Annotated in this window: 17 protein-coding genes; 4 read left to right on the top strand and 13 right to left on the bottom strand. The window is 30.9% G+C overall.

Annotated features, from left to right (window positions below):
* The first annotated feature begins 157 nt into the window (after positions 1-157).
* Positions 158-1660: an aldehyde dehydrogenase family protein gene (locus CW731_RS01900; protein WP_100945132.1), complete on the top strand. Its 1503-nt coding sequence runs from the start codon at positions 158-160 to the stop codon at positions 1658-1660.
* A 98-nt stretch (positions 1661-1758) separates the two neighbouring features.
* Positions 1759-2268, top strand: a complete 510-nt coding sequence (locus tag CW731_RS01895; protein ID WP_100945131.1) for a YqhA family protein — start codon at positions 1759-1761, stop codon at positions 2266-2268.
* 118 nt (positions 2269-2386) lie between these two features.
* Here the strand turns inward: CW731_RS01895 and guaB are convergent, their stop codons facing one another.
* From guaB to CW731_RS01860, 7 genes are all read right to left on the bottom strand, one after another.
* Positions 2387-3862 carry an IMP dehydrogenase gene (guaB, locus tag CW731_RS01890; protein ID WP_100945130.1) on the bottom strand — a complete coding sequence of 492 codons (1476 nt, stop codon included), beginning with the start codon at positions 3860-3862 and terminating at the stop codon, positions 2387-2389.
* Between the two features lie 280 nt (positions 3863-4142).
* On the bottom strand, positions 4143-6542 hold the full coding sequence (locus CW731_RS01885) for a TonB-dependent receptor plug domain-containing protein (RefSeq protein WP_100945129.1): 2400 nt from the start codon (positions 6540-6542) through the stop codon (positions 4143-4145).
* A 3-nt stretch (positions 6543-6545) separates the two neighbouring features.
* A complete protein-coding gene (locus CW731_RS01880) occupies positions 6546-7919 on the bottom strand; it encodes an HTTM domain-containing protein (RefSeq protein WP_100945128.1) in 1374 nt (457 codons plus the stop codon).
* A gap of 69 nt (positions 7920-7988) precedes the next feature.
* Positions 7989-9089 carry an imelysin family protein gene (locus CW731_RS01875; protein ID WP_100945127.1) on the bottom strand — a complete coding sequence of 367 codons (1101 nt, stop codon included), beginning with the start codon at positions 9087-9089 and terminating at the stop codon, positions 7989-7991.
* A gap of 89 nt (positions 9090-9178) precedes the next feature.
* Positions 9179-10360: a DUF4856 domain-containing protein gene (locus CW731_RS01870; RefSeq protein WP_100945126.1), complete on the bottom strand. Its 1182-nt coding sequence runs from the start codon at positions 10358-10360 to the stop codon at positions 9179-9181.
* A gap of 137 nt (positions 10361-10497) precedes the next feature.
* On the bottom strand, positions 10498-12021 hold the full coding sequence (locus CW731_RS01865) for a bifunctional UDP-sugar hydrolase/5'-nucleotidase (RefSeq protein WP_100945125.1): 1524 nt from the start codon (positions 12019-12021) through the stop codon (positions 10498-10500).
* Positions 12022-12099: 78 nt separating this feature from the next.
* Positions 12100-12957 carry a hydroxymethylglutaryl-CoA lyase gene (locus tag CW731_RS01860; RefSeq protein ID WP_100945124.1) on the bottom strand — a complete coding sequence of 286 codons (858 nt, stop codon included), beginning with the start codon at positions 12955-12957 and terminating at the stop codon, positions 12100-12102.
* 84 nt (positions 12958-13041) lie between these two features.
* On the opposite strand from CW731_RS01860, the gene CW731_RS01855 reads away from it, so the two are divergent.
* Entirely contained in the window at positions 13042-14211 is a 1170-nt protein-coding gene (locus CW731_RS01855) for a nitrate/nitrite transporter (RefSeq protein ID WP_100945123.1), read from the top strand.
* Between the two features lie 141 nt (positions 14212-14352).
* On the top strand, positions 14353-14871 hold the full coding sequence (locus tag CW731_RS01850; protein ID WP_100945122.1) for a thioredoxin family protein: 519 nt from the start codon (positions 14353-14355) through the stop codon (positions 14869-14871).
* 83 nt (positions 14872-14954) lie between these two features.
* Here the strand turns inward: CW731_RS01850 and CW731_RS01845 are convergent, their stop codons facing one another.
* The 6 genes from CW731_RS01845 to CW731_RS01820 form a co-directional block, all read right to left on the bottom strand.
* The gene (locus CW731_RS01845; RefSeq protein ID WP_100945121.1) at positions 14955-15332 is read right to left on the bottom strand and encodes a hypothetical protein; all 378 of its coding nucleotides are present in this window, start codon (positions 15330-15332) and stop codon (positions 14955-14957) included.
* A gap of 96 nt (positions 15333-15428) precedes the next feature.
* Positions 15429-16205, bottom strand: coding sequence for a zinc-dependent peptidase (locus CW731_RS01840; protein ID WP_100945120.1), 777 nt, complete (start codon positions 16203-16205; stop codon positions 15429-15431).
* 237 nt (positions 16206-16442) lie between these two features.
* Entirely contained in the window at positions 16443-18215 is a 1773-nt protein-coding gene (gene typA / locus CW731_RS01835) for a translational GTPase TypA (protein WP_100945119.1), read from the bottom strand.
* Between the two features lie 124 nt (positions 18216-18339).
* Positions 18340-19392 carry a molybdopterin-synthase adenylyltransferase MoeB gene (gene moeB / locus CW731_RS01830; RefSeq protein ID WP_100945118.1) on the bottom strand — a complete coding sequence of 351 codons (1053 nt, stop codon included), beginning with the start codon at positions 19390-19392 and terminating at the stop codon, positions 18340-18342.
* Between the two features lie 40 nt (positions 19393-19432).
* Positions 19433-20542, bottom strand: a complete 1110-nt coding sequence (thiH, locus tag CW731_RS01825; RefSeq protein WP_100945117.1) for a 2-iminoacetate synthase ThiH — start codon at positions 20540-20542, stop codon at positions 19433-19435.
* A 4-nt stretch (positions 20543-20546) separates the two neighbouring features.
* Positions 20547-21317: a thiazole synthase gene (locus CW731_RS01820; RefSeq protein ID WP_100945116.1), complete on the bottom strand. Its 771-nt coding sequence runs from the start codon at positions 21315-21317 to the stop codon at positions 20547-20549.
* Positions 21318-21346: the final 29 nt, after the last annotated feature.

Genomic DNA, 21346 nt, shown 5'->3' with positions numbered 1-21346 from the left:
CTTATTTACATAAAAAAACACATTGACCTTTTTTCATAAGTTATTGGACCGTTTCCGTAAATAGAAACCTTACAAACCGAAGTACATTTGTACCATAATTAAACAACACTTGTTTTAGCAAGTATCTATTAAGAATCAAAATTAAAAATAAATAATTATGGCAAATGTAACTAAACCTGTATTCAAAGAAAGATATGGGAACTTTATTGGCGGTAAATTCGTTGCTCCTGTTAAAGGGCAGTATTTCGATAACGTATCTCCAGTAGACGGTAAAGTATTTACCCAAGCAGCACGTTCAACTCAAGAAGATATTGATCTTGCTCTTGATGCTGCTCACGAAGCGTTCCCAACTTGGAGCACATCATCAGCTACAGAACGTAGTAATGCTTTATTAAAAATTGCACAAGTAATGGAAGACAACTTCGAATACCTTGCAACTTTAGAGACTATCGATAATGGGAAACCAATTCGTGAGTCTCGTGCAGCAGATATTCCTTACTGTATTGATCATTTCCGTTATTTCGCAGGAGTTATTCGTGCAGATGAAGGAAGTATTTCTGAACACGACAAAAACACTGTAAGTATCGTATTACATGAACCTATAGGTGTTGTTGGAGAAATTATCCCATGGAACTTTCCAATGTTAATGTTAGCTTGGAAAATAGCGCCAGCTTTAGCAGCAGGTTGTACAGCGGTTGTAAAACCAGCAGAACAAACTCCTACAAGTGTTATTGCTTTAATGGAACTTATTGGTGATATTTTACCAGCAGGTGTATTAAACATTGTAACTGGTTTTGGTGCAGAAGCTGGTGCAGCTTTAGCAACGTCTAAACGTATTGCAAAACTTTCTTTCACAGGTTCTACGGAAACTGGACGTAAAGTTTTACACAATGCAGCAGAAAACATTATTCCTGTAACTATGGAATTAGGAGGTAAATCACCTAACGTATTTTTTCCATCTGTAGCAGATCAAGACGATGATTTCTATAGCAAAGCTATTGAAGGTGCATTAATGTTTGCACTAAACCAAGGAGAAATTTGTACAGCTCCGTCTCGTATTTTAGTGCACGAGGATATCGCTGACGATTTCATCGAAAAAATGAAAGTACGTTTAAAAGCAATTAAAACAGGTAATCCATTAGATCCTGAAACAATGATTGGTTCTCAAGTTTCTAAACCACAATACGATAAGATTCTTAGCTATATTAAAATTGGTAAAGAAGAAGGTGCAGAAGTTGTAGCTGGTGGTGATGCTGGTAACTATGAAGGAGAACTTTCTGAAGGATACTACATTCAACCTACAGTATTAAAAGGTAAGAATAACATGCGTGTCTTCCAAGAAGAAATTTTTGGCCCAGTTGTAGCTTTAACAACATTCAGTTCTACTGAAGAAGCTATCGCAATCGCAAATGACACACCTTATGGTTTGGGTGCAGGTGTTTGGTCTCGTGATGCTCACGAATTATTCCAAGTTCCACGTGCTATTCAAGCCGGTAGAGTTTGGGTAAACCAATACCATACGTATCCTGCTCACGCTCCTTTTGGTGGTGTGAAAGAATCAGGATTCGGTCGTGAAAACCACAAAATGGCTTTAGATCATTATCGTGTTGTAAAAAACATGTTAATCTCTTATGACAAGAAACCAATGGGATTCTTTTAATTGAAAATAACAATTAAATTTAAAATAAAACCCCGGACTTACCGGGGTTTTATTGTTTTAATAACAAATATGCACATCAAAATTATTCTCTTTTTATAATGAAAAAACCATTTTACTCCTTCAGATACATAAGTTGGATTGCTATTGTCTTTTCACTTTTAGGATCCTTCCTTTTATTTGTTGTAGGCGCTTTAAAAACATTAAATGCATTTCGTGTTTTCTTTTTAAGTTATATTCCAGAAGGTAAAGAACATTTACATATAGTAGATATTGGAATTACATACCTTATAAAATCTTTAGATACATTTTTAATTGCATTAGTCCTCTTTATTTTTGCACACGGCATATATACTTTGTTTATTTCGAACACATCTAGTGTTAAAAACAATGGTGTGCTAAACTGGATTCAAACACCAAATATTGGTCATTTAAAAAATATTTTGGCCGAAGTTATTGTCATTATTCTATTCGTAAAATTCCTAGAGATTGTTTTTGTAAATATTGATAACCTACAATGGAATCTACTAATACTTCCTATTTCAATTGTTTTAATGGCAGTCGGGTTAAAAGTATTAAAATTGAATAAAGATGAAAATAGTAAGGATTAGTAACAATTTTAAGAACCTACCTTAACATCTAATGTTACCAGAAATTTTCAAATTATTAAAAAACAAAAAAGCTCAAGAATTTTATTCTTGAGCTTTTAAAATATATAAATATTTATTTTTATCTTCTACTATAATTCGGAGATTCTTTTGTAATAGCAACATCATGCGGATGACTTTCATTAATTCCACTTGCGGTAATTCTTACAAATTGCCCAGTTTCTTTTAGCGTTTCTATATCTTTTGCACCACAATATCCCATTCCTGCTCGTAAACCACCAATAAACTGATGAATACTTTCATCTAAATCTCCTTTATAAGGAACTCTACCTACAATTCCTTCAGGAACTAATTTCTTAATATCTGCTTCAACATCTTGAAAATAACGATCTTTAGAACCTTGTTTCATGGCTTCAACAGATCCCATTCCTCTATAAGACTTAAATTTTCTCCCTTCGTAAATAATTGTTTCACCAGGAGATTCTTTTGTTCCTGCTAATAAAGAACCCAACATAACACAATCTGCACCAGCAGCAATTGCTTTTGGTATATCTCCAGTATAACGAATTCCTCCATCTGCAATTACAGGAACTCCGCTACCTTTAATAGCTGCTGCAACTTCTAAAACAGCAGAAAACTGAGGAAAACCAACACCTGCAACAACTCTTGTTGTACAAATAGAACCAGGCCCAATACCAACTTTTACTGCATCTGCTCCTGCTTCAACTAAGTATTTAGCAGCAGCACCTGTTGCAATATTACCAACAACAACATCTAAATCTGGAAACTTAGCTTTTACTTGTTTTAGAACAGTAACTACACCTTTGGTATGTCCGTGCGCCGTATCAATAATTACAGCATCTACACCAGCATTTACCAAAGCTTGTGCTCTTTCTACAGCATCACTAGTAACACCTAACGCAGCAGCAACTCTTAATCTACCAAAAGTATCTTTGTTTGCAATTGGTTTCTGAGTCACTTTAGTAATATCTCTAAATGTAATTAACCCTTTTAACTTGAAGGCATCATCAACAATTAAAAGTTTTTCAATTTTATAATTTTGAAGAATTTTTTCAGCATCATTTAAAGAAGTTCCAACAGCTGCAGTAACTAAGTTTTCACTTGTCATTACATCTACAATTGGCTTTTTTCCATCATGCTCAAAACGCAAATCTCTATTGGTAACAATTCCTTTTAAAGTTCCGTTATCATCAATAATAGGAATTCCTCCAATACTATGTTCTTGCATGCTTGCTTTTGCATCTAAAACAGTTGCTGTTAAAGGAAGTGTAAAAGGATCTAGAATCATACCAGATTCTGCACGTTTTACTTTTCTAACTTCTTGCGCTTGTTGCTCAATAGTCATGTTTTTATGTAAAACACCAATACCACCTTCTCTTGCAATAGCAATTGCCAAAGCAGACTCTGTAACAGTGTCCATTGCTGCCGATGCAATTGGTACGTTAATGGTAATATTTCTAGTAAATTTTGTTTGTATACTTACTTCTCTTGGAAGTACTTCTGAATAGGCTGGAATTAAAAGAACATCGTCATATGTTAATCCTTCACCTAAAATTTTGTTGTTGTGTGCTGTCATGTTGCAATTAAGGTATAATTGCGAGCAAATTTACAACTTATTATTGAGAATAAAGTTCTTATAAAAAAATAATTATTGTTTTTTTATAAGAACTTTAGCTTATTTATAATGAATCGTTTAAAATAATTAAGCGATTAAAAGTTGTTTTAAAAATTAGAATACTATTCATCGTTTAATACCATCAGAAAGAAATGAAATTTTGTAAAAACTATACAATTTTTATTGGGAAAAACATATCATTCAAAAAAAAACCTCGAGATATTAACTCAAATATTTTTGCTTAAAACTTTAATTCTAAACCAACATAGTAATTTCTGGGCGCAGAAGGTATAATTCCTGGTCCTGGATAACCTGTTGCTCTTCTTGTAAAATAAGAATTGTCTAATACATTATTTACACCTGCTTCTAGCTTTGCAAACTTGTAGGTATAAGACATAGAAAAGTCTAAAATACTATAGGCTGGTATTTCTCCTGTGACCCCACTAATACTTCCTCCAGGTGCATTTGTAGCATCAGAAAACTGACGAGATAAATAAGAGTATTGTAAGCTCGATAAAAAGTTATTATACCCAAAACGAATACCTGTTTTTAAGTTTATGTTCGGAATAAACTCAACTTCATTACCAACAACACCATTTTTTTCTGATTTTGTATATTCTGAAGTAATAAATGATGAATTTATAAAGTAATTTAAAACATACTCTGAATTCATATCAAAAACTTTCTTCAAATTAAAATCGATTAAACTTTCAATTCCTAAAATTCTTGCATCACCAATATTATCTCTTTCGGCTTTACCATCTGCTCTTGTATAAATGTTAATCCTGTCGTTATAAAAGACTCCAAATACATTGGCATCATAAGAAAAATAATTTTTATAATTTCCTCTAAGACCAGCATCAATAGTAAACCCTTTTTCATCTGTAATGTCTGGTGAAATTTCAAAAGCTGGGTTTGCAGTACTAATATCAGAAAAAGTTACAGATCTATAGTTCTGAGAAATGTTTCCATAAAACTCTAACGATTTACTGTATTTATAACTGGTTCCAACACCTAATAGGATAAAGTTTCTTTCATTAGATTCTTCCTCATCTCTTAAATTATCATTAATTACGTTTCCTGCAGCATCTGTAACAATATCCTTTATAATCTCATCTCTTTTGGTGTTAATATATTCCATTCTAAAACCAGGAGTTATAGACAATTTATCATTTACATAAAAAATATTTTCACCAAATAAAGACACATTTAAATTAGGAAACCTACTGTCTGATTGTCTCGGATAATTAGGATATTTATCTAAGCGCATTTCAAAATCTGCATCGGAGCCATCTGAACCAGGACCTTGCATATTTGTATTGTTCGCCTTGTAAAACTTTGTTCCTATTAAAAAAGTTGCTTTTCTATCGAATATTCTATAATTACTTAATAATCTGGTTTCAAAACCAAAATTCTTAAAAGTTCCTTTTATCAAATCTCTTTCAGAACCAGGATCTACTTGATTTACTCTATTTGTTCTAAAACCTAGCGCATCTCTAGACGCATCTAATCCGAAGAAATTAAAAGAAAAATTGGTTTTATTAGAGAATTTATGTTCCCATTTTAAGTTATACAAAAACCATTTTACTTGAAACCAATTACGCGCTCTATTGCTTTGGTAGGGGGCTTCATTAAACATAGCATCTGTTAAACCACCAGCTTGTTGCGCGAGATAATCTAAAACTGTTAACTCTAAAGAAAGGTTACTTTTTTCATTAAATTGATACCCAACATGCACAAAGGCATTTTTAGATTCAAAATTAGAGTTTGGTCTAAATCCGTCTCCTCTTTTATAGTTTAAAAACGTATAATAGCTCCATTTTCCTTGCGTATCACTTAAGCTTGTAAAGTTGGTAAACAACCCAAAACTACCTGCAGTATTTCTAAAAACAATCTCTTGTTCTTTTGTTGGTTTCTTAGTGACAAAATTTACCAAACCACCAAACTGTGTACCGTATTGAAGTGAAGCTGCACCTCTAATTACTTGAATTTCTTCTAAACTTTCTGCTGCTGGCGTGTAATAACTTTCTGGGTATCCTAAAACATCTGCACTAATATCATACCCATTTTGACGTGTATTAAAATTGGCTGTTCTATTTGGATCTAAGCCTCTACCACCAATATTTAATTGCAAACCTGCATCGTCATTCTGATAAATATTTAAACCTGCAATTTGATTAAAAATCTGACGTGCATTATTGGTTGCTAAATTTGCTGTAGATTGATTTACTAAAATAACTTCGGTCTTTTTTCCTGCAAATATTGAAGTTCCTTCTACGTCTTTTAAACGCTTCAATTCAAAAACTTTTTCTTTTCTTGCTTTAATTTGAATTTCAGATAAATTCTCTGAAAAATTATCTAAGGTTACTTTTAAATTTGCAAAATCTTTTAATTGAACAAATACGTTTTTAAGGCGATATTCTTCCACATAAAAAATTAAGGGTAATTTTGTTTTCTCTGTAGAAAAACTAAACTTTCCTAAAATGCCAGTTTGTGCTAATAAACCGCCTGTTTCGTCATAAATCTGAACTTTATTAATCGGTTTATTTCCTTCTGAAACAATAACCCCCGTTATTTTATATTGACTAAAAACACTTGTTTGCAACAAGATTGATAATATAATTAGTATCCTAAATTTCATTATTTATATTCCTTTAATTTTTATTTCTGATTGAAATGGCAACACCCAATCTTTATGTTTTAATGATGCTTTTTGCTGATATAAATCGACTTCTTCATCTATAAATTTCGTACTTAATCTACCGTTTATAGCTACATAACTGTCTGCAAAAACACCAACATTCTTATGGCCTTGTTTTGTAAAATGGTCTCCTAGAAAATGTGCGTATTCTAATATAAAATCTGGCTGATAGCTCATTTGTTTTTCTTGAAATGAGGTTAAAAAGTCGGTGTTATTTACTCTAAAATAAGTACCAGATTCTAAGTTTACAATTTTAAAATTAGTGCTTCCTGCTTTTTCCATGAGCATCACTCTCCATGAAAAACGATAGCCTTCTTCTGTCCAAAACAACTCTCCTGGATATAGTAAATAACGCCAAGGAAGTAAAATTTGAATGACAAAAAACACACCAAATAAAACTAAAAGTACTTTTCTTTTACCGTTTGAAAAATGAAAATCATCTACTAATACAAGTGTTTTTTTTGTTTTTAAAATGTATGTTTTTATAAAGTTTATAATTTGATAATGCAATTTTGCATCAAAGAAAATTAGTGCAGAAACAATCATAATAAAAGGAAACATACCAATTGGAAACAAAACTCTTGTAAATACATGGAAAAAAATTACGAATAGAAAAGCTACAAAACGTGTTCTCTTATACAACAATAAAAAAGGAATTACCAAATCATACAACATACCAGACCAACTCATCGCAAAGTGAAACCAGTTTTGCTGCATTAAATTTTCGCCAATAAATGGCAAATCATATTTAGATGGCAACCAAATTTTTAAAGGCATTGCTCTAAACAACCAATCTGAATTTAGTTTCGCTAAACCAGCATAAAAATAAACGATTACTAATAACAGTTTAATACTATCGATAGTCCATTTTGGTATGTGTTTGTATTGTTTTTTTCTGATAAAAGCATCTACCGAAAAATAAGCGTTAGCGGGTAGAAAAATCAGCAAGAAACTAAGAATCGTTATAAAATAATAATGATTTAAATAGGTAGTTTTGTCTAACAATTCTATGTACAAAAACGATAGAAAAAAGGTGATAATTGCAATTCTGTATTTATATCCAAAAGCGACAAAGAGTGCAGACAGCCCACAAATAATAAAAAGCAAATAGGTATAATTCCCAAGTGGTTGTATCCAACTAAAACCGAAATAGGTGAAATTAAATTTTGGAACTAAGTACAATTTTTCTATCCAACCATTTGCCCAAAATCGAACGATGCTTGCAAATAGCATCAGCCCAAAAAACAAACGAAATATTGCCAAAGGGGCACTACTTGTTTGTTCTTTAAAATTGTATTTAAGTCTTTTATTCAACATAAAAAAACCTGATTATCATTGATTAATCAATAGAAAATCAGGTGCTTATTTTAGTTTAATTCATTTTGATTAATCTCCATCAGCATCAACATAATCTACATTAATATTAAATGCCTGTAGCATATCTACTTTTAGCAAAACTACAGCTTTTTGTAATTCGTCAAAAGACTTTGTCATTGCAGTATTATCCGTGTTTATTTGTATTGAAAAGCTCTTGTCTAATTTATTAATTTCTGTAGTAGCTAAATTAAACTGATTTGTAATACTTGTTGCAATATCTGTTCTATTCAACTTTATTAAATAATCTTTAAAACCAAGACCTACAGTAGATGAAGCATAATATTTACCTTCAAATAAATTTTTTACAGCTGTTAAAGCTTCTAAAGCCAGTTCTTTAGAAACATCATTTTTATAAAATCCTTCTACTTTTTCTGGTAATGGAGTTGATGAAAAAACACCCACTGGAATTCCAAATTTATTAGCTCTCAACCCTTTTTCATAATAAAAGATATAATCGTTTATTAGTTGATTTACAACACTTGTAGCCGTATTTTGTGTACTTGCAATAAACGTATTTCTTTGTGCTTTAAAATCTGATACAACACTTGTTGTAAGCGTGTTCATTTGATTTAAAACAGCTGTAATATATTTCTTATAATTATCGTTATTAGTGGCAGTTGTGTATTTTTCTAAAATAGTAGCATCTGTATCTGCAACACCGTATAATAAGTAGTCTAATGCAGGAAAACCTTGCGCATCATGGTTATTAACACTTGTTAAGTCATAACTTCCATTAGTAATATTATCTTCAACATCTTTTACTGTTAATGGATAAATATTCATATAAAATGAAAACTGAATTTCTTCTGCTTTACCAATATTAAACATTTCTACGTGTTGCCACGCCTTATATGCAATTAACCAAGAAGCTCTTAAGTCATCTAAATTAACTTGATTTGGGTTTGCAGTAAACGTTTCTCCAGTAGTTTTTAAAGCATTCATTTTAGTGCTAAAATCTTCGTAAGCAGGTATTATGATGTTGTCTGCAATATTTACCAACATAGCACTTCTATCGAAACTATCTGTTACAGCTGGTTCTCCTTTTTCAGATGAAGAACACGCATAAATTGTAATTACTAATATAAAAAGTATTAAAAAATTTTTAAACATATTATTTCTATTTATTCTAAATAAAGACACAAAAATAACAAAAAGCAATCAGTTAAGATTACTTTTTGCTTTTTAATTACCTTGGTAATTTATATTCCTGCTTGTTCTGTTGTAAAATTGAATTTGGCAGCAATTGCATTAGAAACTTCATCTATAGTTGCTTCTGTAATATCCCAGAAACCATTACCCACTTGTAATTTTGTCATAAAACCATCTACTTCTGCTTTTGTAAAATAAGATTCTGTAGAATTTGGTTTTCTTGTAAACTGTAAGCTATACACAAAACCTAAAGCTTCAGACAATGCATGAAAAGCAGCTGCTTTGTCTGATGTTAATTTTAATTTACCATTTTGTAAATAGTAAATTCCTCTAACAGCAATAACTGTAGATATATTTTCTTTTAAGATTGCTGCTTGCGCATCTCTAGTATTGTAATCTTTTTCTGTAATCGCAGCTCTTCCTAATTTGAAAGCATTGTAAACAACAACATCTATACCTTTAAAATTTGCATTTCCTTTTACTTTACCTAAATATTCATTTAAAAATTTATCTGCATCATAAGTTGGTGCAGTTACATCTGCTTCGTTTCCGTATAAATAACCAAAAGCTTCATCCCATTTATGTTCCATAGAAGTGTAATTTTTACCGCTTAATAAAACATCTCCGTTGTTATCTGCAATATTTGTTCCTGCATCTAAAACAGCAGTACTTAAATAGTTGTTTAAAATTTGATCTACCATTAAACCACCAATTAAACTTTTAGCTATTAATTGATTATATTCTACACCTTTTTTATTAACATACCTTACAGAACCACCACCAGCTTGTTGAATTTTACCTGCAACTCCTGCAGAAGCATCTATTTCCCAATTAGGAAAAACATTATTTACTTGTGCTTCAATCCAAGAATCAAATTGTGTTTTTATTGCTGTTGCATCCGTAGTATTTGCCGAGTAAAAATCTGTTGAGGCAGCAACTTTACTTCTAATGTTTTTAGAAGATGCATTTAAATCTGCGTCAGAAAAATTATTATCTCCTGCAGAATGAGCAAATTTTGCGTTTAACGTAGCAACCGTTTCAGAAGTGTTTCTAAGTGCAGAAAGAAACTCTGCTCCCATTTTAATTCTTGTTGTTTGTCCGCCAAAACTTACAGATGAAGTTCCGTTTCTTTCAAATTTATACGTTGAAGGAGCTACTGTATTTGTTACGTTATTATTGCTACAAGAAATTATTGAGGCAGCAAAAGCGAATGTTAAAAGTACTTTTTTCATTTTATTTAGATTAACTATAAATAGTATTTTATTTTTATGCAAATATACTACTCATAATTAATTCAACAAAGCTTATTTAGAATAAATTAAAACAATATTTAATTAACACTATAACTTACTAAAAACAAGTAATATAATTAAATACTTTTTAAATATGCTACTACCGCTTTTCTAATATCAACCGCCAATTCTTTTTCTTTTGGTGTATAAATAGAATAAACTTCTTTATTTGTAGGAGACAAAAAAGGAATATCGAAACCTTTTAGCAAATAATCTGAAAAAGCAACTGTATACGTCTTATCAATATCCAACGGTTTTTGTGAGATAAACCAGTTCTTTCCTTTAAGCTTAACATTATGTCTGTGCAAATACGCACCAGTTCCTGCAGCTAATTGTCCGTAATCTAATACACGTTTTAGCAATCTTCCCTTTATCTCGACTCTTAAAACAGCACCTCCATAAGGCAACACTCTAAAGACATCTACAGGTGTTATGTTACCAACTAATTGATCGTCTATTCTAATAGAACCTCCGTTTACAAGAGCAGCATCCACTTTATCATCATATACAAAAGACATTGCGCTTGTAATAATTTGCCCTAAATTAGTTTGTGTGCTTCTAATTGGTGTGTCTCTTCCGTCTAGCGGAATTTCAGTTTTATAAATAATTTCTGATGGATTTGATATTACATCTTTAATTTTAGTATTTAAAATGTTTTGCCATTTTGTTACAATTTGTCCAACTTTTTCATCTTCTTTTATGATAGCATTAATTTCTTTTAATTCTGATGCTACAACCGTCTTTTTTGTTTTTTTATCATAAGAAATTCTATGAATATAAACCGTCTTCGCATTTGCATCTGCTTTAGAAATTTGAACATTACCAATAAAATTATTACTATTTGTATGTTCATGACCACCCATAATTAAAGGCAATTCAGGTATTAATTTTGCAATTCTTTTATCATTTGCCAATTTTACATGCGTAAAACCAAAAACCACATCTACTTTATCTTTTAAGAAAGCGTAAGATGCTCTTGCTTTTACAAACATATTACTATATTCTACATATTCTTTCGGGTTTGAAGGAATACAGACACTTATAAAACCAATTTTTATTTTTGTACCATCTTTGTCTGTAAACTCTTTAATAAAAGTTTCATGTACGTCTTTTTTTATGCCATTTATTTCTTTGTAAAAAGGAATTGAACCTTCTCTTGTTTTTAATTTTACGTTTGCAGAAATCCAAGAAAAAGCACTTTCATTCAATCTTTTTTGAAGGTCTTTTTGTGAAATATCAAACTCATGATTACCAAAAGCTACTAAGTCGAAATGCATCGCATTCATAACTTCTACCATTTGCTTTCCTCGAACACGCTCTCCATCAACTTTTATAGTTCCTAATAAAGACGGATTCAGAAAATCGCCCGCCATAAAAAGCATGGTGTTTTTATTTTCTTTCAGCAAATCTTTGTGCACAGTTGCTACTCTTGCCATTCCACCAAATTCACCTCCTTGAATGGGTGCAATTTCATAGACGTCATTTAATTGTAGAAAAGTGAAATCTATTTTCCCATCATCTTTTTGGGTTTCTTTTATTGATGAACAAGAAACTAGAATACTTATTGATAAAAAATAAAAAAGTGATTTTGTGATTTTCATTTTACTTTTTTGTTAAAGATGGAATTATTCAAAATTTGAACAACAGTTTTCATTTAATTTTCAATTATTAAATTAGTATCAATCAAAAACTTCTAAAGCTTTGTTATAAGCACTTTCAAAACTCATTGGTTTAATATTTGTATCTGCTTTTTCTGCAGTAAAATAAGACAATAATTTTTCAGTTGGCATATTTCCTGTCAATTCGTCTTTCGCCATCGGGCAACCACCATAGCCTTTTATAGCACCATCAAAGCGATTGCAACCTGCTTTAAAAGCTGCGTTTACTTTTTCGTACCATTTATCTGGTATTGTATGCAAATGTGCCCCGAATTCAATTTTAGAGTATTCAGTAATTAAATTAGAAAAAAGATATTCGATAACTTCTGGAGTAGAACTACCAACGGTATCTGAAAGCGATAAAATTTTAACACCCATTTTAGACAATTTTTCGGTCCACTCGCCTACTATTTCCACATTCCAAGGATCGCCATAAGGGTTTCCAAAACCCATCGATAAATAGGCAACCACTTCTTTTTTAGATTTATCTGCAATATTTAAAATTTCATCTAATGTTTCTATAGATTCTGCAATTGTTTTGTGCGTATTTCGCATTTGAAAATTTTCTGATATAGAAAAAGGATATCCTAAATAATCTATTTCTTCAAATTGTGAGGCATCATTTGCACCTCTAACATTTGCTATAATTGCCAATAATTTACTATCTGTTCTAGACAAATCTAATTTTGCTAAAACGTCTGCAGTATCTCGCATTTGCGGAATTGCTTTTGGAGAAACAAAACTTCCAAAATCAATGGTATCAAAACCTACTTTTAAAAGGGAATTTATGTACAATGCTTTTTTTTCTGTCGAAATAAAATGAGATTTTATTCCTTGCATTGCATCTCTTGGGCATTCAATAATTTTGACTTTTTTCATCAATTCAAAGATATAGAAACAAACTGATTTCTAAAATGTTTTTAAATTGAATATTACATTCTTTTCAATAAATTCGCAGTATAAATGAAACATCACAAAATAGTCCTTCCAATTATCGTTATTTCTCAATTTTGCTGCACGTCTTTATGGTTTGCAGGGAACGCAGTCTTAAATGATTTGGTTGTTAATTTCAATTTAGAAACCAATGCATTAGAAAATTTAACATCTGCTGTTCAGTTTGGTTTTATTATTGGTACACTTTTGTTTGCTTTATTTACAATTGCAGATCGCTTTTCTCCTTCTAAAGTCTTTTTTTTCTGCGCTATTTTAGGTGCAATCTTTAATAGTTGCTTAATTTTAGAGAAAAATACCTTTACTAGTTTATTATTGCTACGTTTTTTAACAGGATTTTTCTTGGCAGGAATTTATCCTGTAGGAATGAAAATTGCCACCGATTATTATCAAAAAGGATTAGGTAAGTCTTTGGGATTCTTGGTTGGCGCTTTGGTTTTAGGAACTGCTTTACCACATTTACTAAAAGATAGCATGCATACTTTTTCATGGAAAAATGTCCTTTTATCTATTTCTATTTTAGCTTCTTTTGGCGGACTTTTACTTTTTATTTTTGTTCCAAACGGTCCATTTAGAAAAAAAGGAACTTCTTTAGATTTGACAATTTGTTTAAACGTTTTTAAAAATACTTCCTTTAGAAAAGCTGCTTTTGGCTATTTCGGACATATGTGGGAATTGTACACTTTTTGGGCATTTGTGCCAATTTTACTAAAAACCTATTCAGAATTACATACAGATGTTCAGTTTAATATTCCATTGGTATCTTTTTTTATTATTGGTATTGGAAGTATTGCTTGTGTTTTAGCCAGTTATTTAGCAGAAAAATTCGGAACTCAAAAAATAGCTTTTTCAACGTTATTACTTTCTGGTATTAGTTGTTTGGTTTCTCCATTCTTTTTTATAATCGCTAATGAAACTATTTTTATACTCTTTTTACTTTTCTGGGGAATGGTCGTTATTGCAGATTCGCCATTATTTTCTACTTTGGTTGCACAAAATGCACCCGAAAAAGACAAAGGAACAGCGCTTACCATTGTAAACTGTATTGGTTTTTCGATTACTATTATTAGCATACAATTAATTAGTAATTTATATCATGCTACAAACTCTACTTTTATCTATATGTTATTGGCAATTGGTCCTGTTTTTGGATTGATTTCTTTAAAACTGAAAAAAAGTTAAGCTAATTTATTATTTATAAACCCGTTAGCAACACACACATAAATCTTCTTATCGAACTTAGCTCGTTTAAAATTTATCCTTTTATAGTACATAACAAAATATTAATTTTCTACATTTGAGAATAACTTAAAAAATTAATTCATGAAAATTAAAATTTTAGTACTATTAATTGCAGGTTTATTTTCTTTTATAACTGCCACTTCTGCGCAAGAAACTACGACTAGTTTATTAGAAAGTGCACAAATAAAAGCAAAAGAAGAAGGTAAAGCCGTTTTTATAAAGTTTGAAGCTTCTTGGTGTGGTTGGTGTCATAAAATGACCAAAGACATGAAGGCTGAAGGCATAAAAAAGTTCTTTGAAGAGAATTATGTGATTGTACCTATTGTAGTAAATGAAACTAAAGAAAATGAAAAATTAGAAAATCCGGGTTCTAAAGACTTGTTAAAAAAATACGAAGGAGACAAAGCTGGTTTGCCTTTTTGGGTAATTTTAGATTCCGATTTAAAAGTAATTACAAATTCTTTTGATGCTAAAGGACAGAATTTAGGAGGACCTGCAAGTAACGAAGAAGTAAATGAATTTATTAAAAAAATAAAGAAGTCGGCTAAAATAGTATCAGAAAAGGATGTGAAAAATATTAAAAAACAATTTATTCAATAATAAACAACACTTTCAATTTTTTAAATAAAAAAAGCTCAAGGTTTAACTCTTGGGCTTTTTTTATATTATATATTTCTATTTAACTATGATTGTAAAGGAATTTCTGGTAATTTATTTCTAAAGCTAGGTGCATTGTCTCTATAAGAAACTAATTTATTTTTAGAAACCAATACTATTAAATCTTCACTTAAAGTAAATAAAGTTGCGGTTCTAAAGGTTTCCATTAGTAATTTTTCTATTTCAGACATTACTTCTTCCAAAGAAAATTGTTTGAACTCGTTATCTTCAGCATGACGATATTTCAATTCAAAAATAGACTTATCATCAACCTTAAATAAACGAACATATACATTTAATAAACCCTCACTTTTTCGCATAGGTTTGCTTAATGTTAGTTTTACAAATTCATCATTTGTTAGGCTACGTTGTAATGTTTCAAATAAAACTTTAAATTCACTCATGCTGCAAAAATATAAATAACAAATTATTAAAACCTTTTTAAATGGATTTTATTCTGTTTGAATTCTTACTTTTTTATGATAAAGAAAAATTTAAATTTACTTAATAAAACAAGCCGCTAACATTTTATACAATTCTGGGTGTTTCCTTTGAAATAACTTTGGTCTTTCAAAAAAATATTCTCCTGCTACCGCTAAAAATTCAATTTCAGAGGTTCCTCCATAATTTCTAATATCAGACGTATCATTATTAATTGCCTCCATTTTCTTGTGCACTAATTGTAAATACGGAATGATGTATTGCTTATCTAATAAAACAGCAGGAACGCCATCTATAACACCATCTGCTTTATCTAGAAGGTGAATAAATTCGTGAATTGCTGTATTATTTTTATCTGTTTTATTATTAAAACCATGATATAACGCTTTTTTAGAAAGAATCATTTGATCCTCAAACCTTCCTGTACCAACCAAACCTCCAATAGTTCTATATTTTGTTTTAGAATCAAATTGTAAGTCTTCATCAAAATAATCTGGATAAATTAATACGGTAGTCAAATTAGAATAATTCCATTTCGGAAACCTAAAAACCGGAATTACTGCACTTGCTGCAATTAATAAAGTATCTAATTCTTCTAATTTAAAATGAATTGCTCTAATATTTGTCTCATTTAAAAAATGTGCCATCTTAGAACAAAATACTTTCTGTTCATTAATTGTTAGCTTTTTATAAAAAACAACATTATTTAATAATAGTTGATGCCAATGTTTTGGGACTATAAAGTCTTTTAAAGGTATTGTTGGAACTTTTTTCTTAGATTTAAAGCTAACGTACAAAATAAAGAGAAGTAAAGCAATAGCGATTATATATAGCATTGTATGTTATTTATAAGTGGAAAACTACAAAAAGAAAAAGATTTAGAAGTAATTTTCAGATAAGTTTATATATCTAAATTTTATTCTTTTTAAAACATCAAAACACTTCTTTTACTAAGGTTAATTATAATTTAATAAAAGAGCTAAACTCCATAAAAAAAGCTCAAGTTTTAAACTTGAGCTTTTTAATTTTATATAGATTTCTGCCAAAACAGAAATGAAAATAATTTTTAAAAATTATCCTTTAAAAACAATTTTACGCATACGTAAACTTTCTGGAGTTACTTCTAAGTACTCATCTGCTTTAATGTATTCCATGTTTTCCTCTAAAGAGAAATCTACTTTTGGTGCAATTTTCATAGCCTCATCTGTACCAGATTTACGCATGTTTGTTAATTGCTTTCCTTTAATTAAGTTCACAGCCATCTCATCAGATTTGCTATTTTCTCCAATTACTTGACCAATATAGATTTCTTGATTCACATCGATAAAGAAAACTCCTCTATCTTGTAAACGGTTTAATGCATATGCAGTTGCTTTACCAGCAGCAGAAGAAACAATTGCTCCTTTTATTTCTTCAGTAAAGTCTCCTTTATAAGGCCCATATTCACTAAATCTGTGGTTAATAATTGCTGTACCACCAGTTGCTGTTAAAATTTTGTTTCTTAAACCAATTAACCCTCTAGAAGGAATTGAAAATTCTAAATGCTGTAAATCTCCTTTTGGTTCCATAACTAACATATCTCCTTTTCTAAGAGATACTAAGTTAATTGCTTTAGAAGCCATTTCTTCTGGTACATCAATAGACAATGTTTCCATTGGTTCATGTTTCTTACCATCAATCATTTTAATAATTACTTGTGGTCTTCCCACTTGTAATTCATATCCTTCTCTACGCATTGTTTCAATCAATACAGACAAGTGTAAAACTCCACGTCCAAAAACGTTAAATTTATCTTCACTATCAGTAGTTTCAACTTTTAATGCTAAGTTTTTTTCTAATTCTTTGAACAAACGATCTCTAATGTGACGAGATGTTACATATTTACCTTCCTTACCAAAGAAAGGAGAATTGTTAATTGTAAACAACATACTCATTGTAGGTTGATCAATCTCTGTTCTTGGTAATGCTTCTGGGTTTTCTAAATCTGCAATTGTATCACCAATTTCAAATCCTTCAATACCTGTAATTGCACAAATATCTCCACAAGGTACTTTTTCTACTTGTACTTTACCCATTCCTTCGAATACGTGTAATTCTTTAATTCTTACTTTTTTAATAGAACCATCAGCTTTACATAAACTATATTCTTTACCAACTTCTAAGTCTCCTCTAAAAACACGTCCAATTGCAATTCTTCCGGTAAATTTAGAAAAATCTAAAGAAGTAATTTGCATTTGAGGTGTACCTTCGTTGTACTTAGTTGCTGGAATAGATTCTAATACAGCATCTAATAACGGAACGATATCAGTTGTTTGGTTTTGCCAATCTGTAGACATCCAGTTGTTCTTTGCAGAACCATAAATTGTGGTAAAGTCTAATTGCTCTTCTGTTGCTTCTAAAGCAAACATTAAATCAAAAACTTTTTCATGAACGATGTCAGGAGTACAGTTTTCTTTATCAACTTTATTTACAACAACAATAGGTGTTAATCCTAAAGCTAAGGCTTTTCCTAATACAAAACGAGTTTGTGGCATAGGTCCTTCAAATGCATCAACCAATAATAAAACACCATCAGCCATTTTTAATACACGCTCTACTTCTCCACCAAAATCGGCGTGACCAGGAGTATCAATTACGTTAATTTTTGTGTCTTTATATTGAACAGATACGTTTTTAGAAAGAATTGTAATTCCTCTTTCACGTTCTAAATCATTATTATCTAACAATAAATCTGTACGTTCTTTACGATCGTCTAAGATTTTAGCTTGATCTATAATTTTATCTACTAACGTTGTCTTACCGTGATCGACATGGGCTATAATAGCAATATTTCTAATTGGCTGCATTTATGTATTCTTAAATTTCGGGCAAAAGTAGTGTTTTTTGATTAAAGTTTGTAATCAATCTAAAAAAGTTTAACTATCTAAGACTTAAAATTATATAAAATAATTATTTTTTTTCGGAATTCAATTAAAAACAACCTCCTTTTAAATTCAATATTTTAAAGTTATAATTGTTTTCAACCAAAATATCAATCGCCTTTTTACTTCGGATACCAGATTTACAATACACTACCAAATTTTTATTTTGATGAACCTCATCTATACGTTTTAATAACTCGCCTAAAGGAATATGTTGCCCTCCAATATGGTATTCTTCTCTTTCCCAAATTTCTCGCACATCTAATAAATTATATTTTTCTTTATTTTTTTGGAGTTCTTCTAAAGAAATTTCTTCTTTGGATAAAATTCCACAGAAAAAATCATAATCCGTTTCTAAAGAATTAATTTCTAATTTAATATCTTTTTCATATTTCAATACTGTTTGATTCATTTGTAAAGAATCATACATCAATAATTTATTGGCTAAAACGGCTCCTATTCCACAAATAATCTTAATAGTCTCATTGGCTTGTAAACTTCCTATAATTCCGGGTAACACGCCTAAAACGCCTATTTCTGAACAATTAGGAGATTCGTTCGGTTTTGGTGGCGTTGGATACAAACATCTATACGTGCCACTTCCTTTATAATTAAACACACTTACCTGACCTTCAAACTTAAAAATGGCTCCGTACACTAAAGGTTTATTCGTAATAACAGCCGCATCGTTTGCTAAATAACGCGTAGAAAAATTATCGCTTCCGTCTACAATAATATCGTAATTACTGAATACTAAAATGGCATTTTCTTTGGTTAACTTCTCTTGATACACCTTAAAATTCACAAACGGATTTAATCTCGACAATCGCTTTGCAGCAGTTTTAGCTTTTGACAAACCAATATCGTCAACCGTATATAAAATCTGACGTTGCAAATTACTTTGATCTACAACATCATCATCAATAATACCGATTATACCAACACCTGCAGCAGTTAAATATTGTAAAACAGGGCAACCTAATCCGCCAGCTCCAATAACCAAAACTTTGGCTTGTTTTAGTTTCAATTGCCCTTCCCTTCCTATTTCATTTAAAATTAAATGACGATTGTATTGCTTTTTTTCTTCTGATGTAAGCATGATAATTATTCTTTATAATTCGTAATTTGAAAGTCGTAATTGATTACTTAAAGTGTTCCCAATCTTTCCAAACTACTTCTAAATCTTGATTTTTTAACATTTGTACAACGTCATCAGTACTTCTTTCATCAGAAATTTCAAATTGTTCTAAAGATTGTGGTTCTACCGTATAACCTCCAGGATTTGTTTTAGATTCTGCACTTATAGAAGTAATTCCCAAATTAACAATGTGATTTCTAAAAACCTCACTTTCTCTGGTAGACATCGATAATTCTGTGTCTTCATCAAACAAACGAAACGCACAAATAAGTTGCACTAAGTCCGAATCTGTCATTTCTACTTTTGGCTCTAATCCGCCAGAATGCGGACGTAATCTTGGAAAAGAAATAGAATACTTTGTTTTCCAATACGTTTTTTGCAAATATTTTAAATGCAAAGCGGTAAAAAAACTATCCGCTCTCCAATCTTCTAATCCGAATAAAGAACCCAAACCAATTTTATGAACTCCTGCTTTTCCTAAACGATCTGGCGTATCTAAACGATAATCGAAATTAGATTTTTTTCCCTTCGGATGGTGTTTTTTATACTCGTCTCTATGATACGTTTCTTGATACACCAAAACAGCATACAATCCGTTTTCTACCAACAACTCATATTCGTCTTGGTCTAAAGGCTGAACTTCTATGGTAATATTCGAAAATTGAGAGCGAATTAATTGAATAGCATTTTTAAAATACTCAACTCCTACCGTTTTATTTGCTTCTCCTGTGACCAACAAAATATGATCATATCCTTTTGCTTTTAAAAAGGCGACTTCCTTTAAAATTTCTGCATCTGTTAAAGTTCGTCTCGGAATTTTGTTTGTCATACTAAAACCACAATACGTGCAAATATTCTGGCATTCGTTACTCAAATACATTGGCACATACATTTGCATGGTATTTCCAAAACGTTTCTTTGTTAACAACTGACTTTTATGTGCCATTTCTTCTAAAAATGGTTTTGCAGCAGGAGAAATTAAGGCTTTAAAATCTTCTAAATCTAGTTTGTCTTTTAACAAAGCTTGTTTTACCTCAACAGCTGTTTTATCAAAAATACTTTTTAGACTAAAATCCCAATTATAGGTATCGAAAAGTTCTTTAAAATGACTCATATTTTTAATTTAAAAAACTCGTTAACGGACTACTTGCTATCGCCATTTCACTTCTCGGAGCCAATTTTGCTTCAAACGCCATTCTTCCTGCTTCAACTGCCATTTTAAAGGCTTTTGCCATTGCTATTGGGTTTTGAGAAACGGCAATTGCCGTATTTACCAAAACAGCATCTGCGCCTAATTCCATCGCATAAGCCGCATGAGATGGCGCACCAATACCCGCATCTACAATTACAGGCACGTTAGATTGCTCTATTATAATGTCTAAAAAATCGACTGTTTTCAATCCTTTATTACTTCCAATTGGTGCTCCCAAAGGCATTACACATTGCACACCAACCTCTTCTAAACGTTTACATAAAACAGGATCTGCATGAATATAAGGCATCACTACAAAACCTAATTTCACCAATTCTTCGGCAGCTTTTAGCGTTTCTATTGGATCTGGCAATAAGTATCTTGGATCTGGATGAATTTCTAATTTCACCCAATTGGTTTCTAAAGCTTCTCTAGATAATTCGGCAGCAAAAACGGCTTCTTTTGCGGTTCTAACTCCAGATGTATTGGGCAATAAGTTGATATGTTGATGGTTTAAATGTGATAAAATATCATCTTTCTCATTCTGAACATCGACTCTTTTTAAAGCCACTGTTATCAACTCACTTTCGGAAGCCAATAATGCTTCTTTCATTAATTTTGAGGAACTAAACTTTCCTGTCCCTGTAAATAAACGAGAGGTAAATTCTTTATCTGCAATTTTTAATTTTTGACTCATTTTTTTATTGTTTTGAATTGATGTCCGTT

It is taken from the genome of Polaribacter sp. ALD11, assembly GCF_002831685.1.
Taxonomy (GTDB): Bacteria; Bacteroidota; Bacteroidia; order Flavobacteriales; family Flavobacteriaceae; genus Polaribacter.
This window is presented reverse-complemented; position numbering and strand designations above follow the sequence as displayed.

Bases quoted from the DNA above. Each gene is read 5' to 3' on its own strand.
- CW731_RS01885 (WP_100945129.1), bottom strand. From the start codon at position 6,542: ATGAAATTTAGGATACTAATTATATTATCAATCTTGTTGCAAACAAGT.
- CW731_RS01900 (WP_100945132.1), top strand. From the start codon at position 158: ATGGCAAATGTAACTAAACCTGTATTCAAAGAAAGATATGGGAACTTT.
- CW731_RS01850 (WP_100945122.1), top strand. From the start codon at position 14,353: ATGAAAATTAAAATTTTAGTACTATTAATTGCAGGTTTATTTTCTTTT.
- CW731_RS01820 (WP_100945116.1), bottom strand. From the start codon at position 21,317: ATGAGTCAAAAATTAAAAATTGCAGATAAAGAATTTACCTCTCGTTTA.
- CW731_RS01855 (WP_100945123.1), top strand. From the start codon at position 13,042: ATGAAACATCACAAAATAGTCCTTCCAATTATCGTTATTTCTCAATTT.
- CW731_RS01845 (WP_100945121.1), bottom strand. From the start codon at position 15,332: ATGAGTGAATTTAAAGTTTTATTTGAAACATTACAACGTAGCCTAACA.
- guaB (WP_100945130.1), bottom strand. From the start codon at position 3,862: ATGACAGCACACAACAACAAAATTTTAGGTGAAGGATTAACATATGAC.
- CW731_RS01840 (WP_100945120.1), bottom strand. From the start codon at position 16,205: ATGCTATATATAATCGCTATTGCTTTACTTCTCTTTATTTTGTACGTT.
- thiH (WP_100945117.1), bottom strand. From the start codon at position 20,542: ATGAGTCATTTTAAAGAACTTTTCGATACCTATAATTGGGATTTTAGT.
- CW731_RS01860 (WP_100945124.1), bottom strand. From the start codon at position 12,957: ATGAAAAAAGTCAAAATTATTGAATGCCCAAGAGATGCAATGCAAGGA.
- CW731_RS01875 (WP_100945127.1), bottom strand. From the start codon at position 9,089: ATGTTTAAAAATTTTTTAATACTTTTTATATTAGTAATTACAATTTAT.
- CW731_RS01865 (WP_100945125.1), bottom strand. From the start codon at position 12,021: ATGAAAATCACAAAATCACTTTTTTATTTTTTATCAATAAGTATTCTA.
- CW731_RS01870 (WP_100945126.1), bottom strand. From the start codon at position 10,360: ATGAAAAAAGTACTTTTAACATTCGCTTTTGCTGCCTCAATAATTTCT.
- CW731_RS01895 (WP_100945131.1), top strand. From the start codon at position 1,759: ATGAAAAAACCATTTTACTCCTTCAGATACATAAGTTGGATTGCTATT.
- typA (WP_100945119.1), bottom strand. From the start codon at position 18,215: ATGCAGCCAATTAGAAATATTGCTATTATAGCCCATGTCGATCACGGT.
- CW731_RS01880 (WP_100945128.1), bottom strand. From the start codon at position 7,919: ATGTTGAATAAAAGACTTAAATACAATTTTAAAGAACAAACAAGTAGT.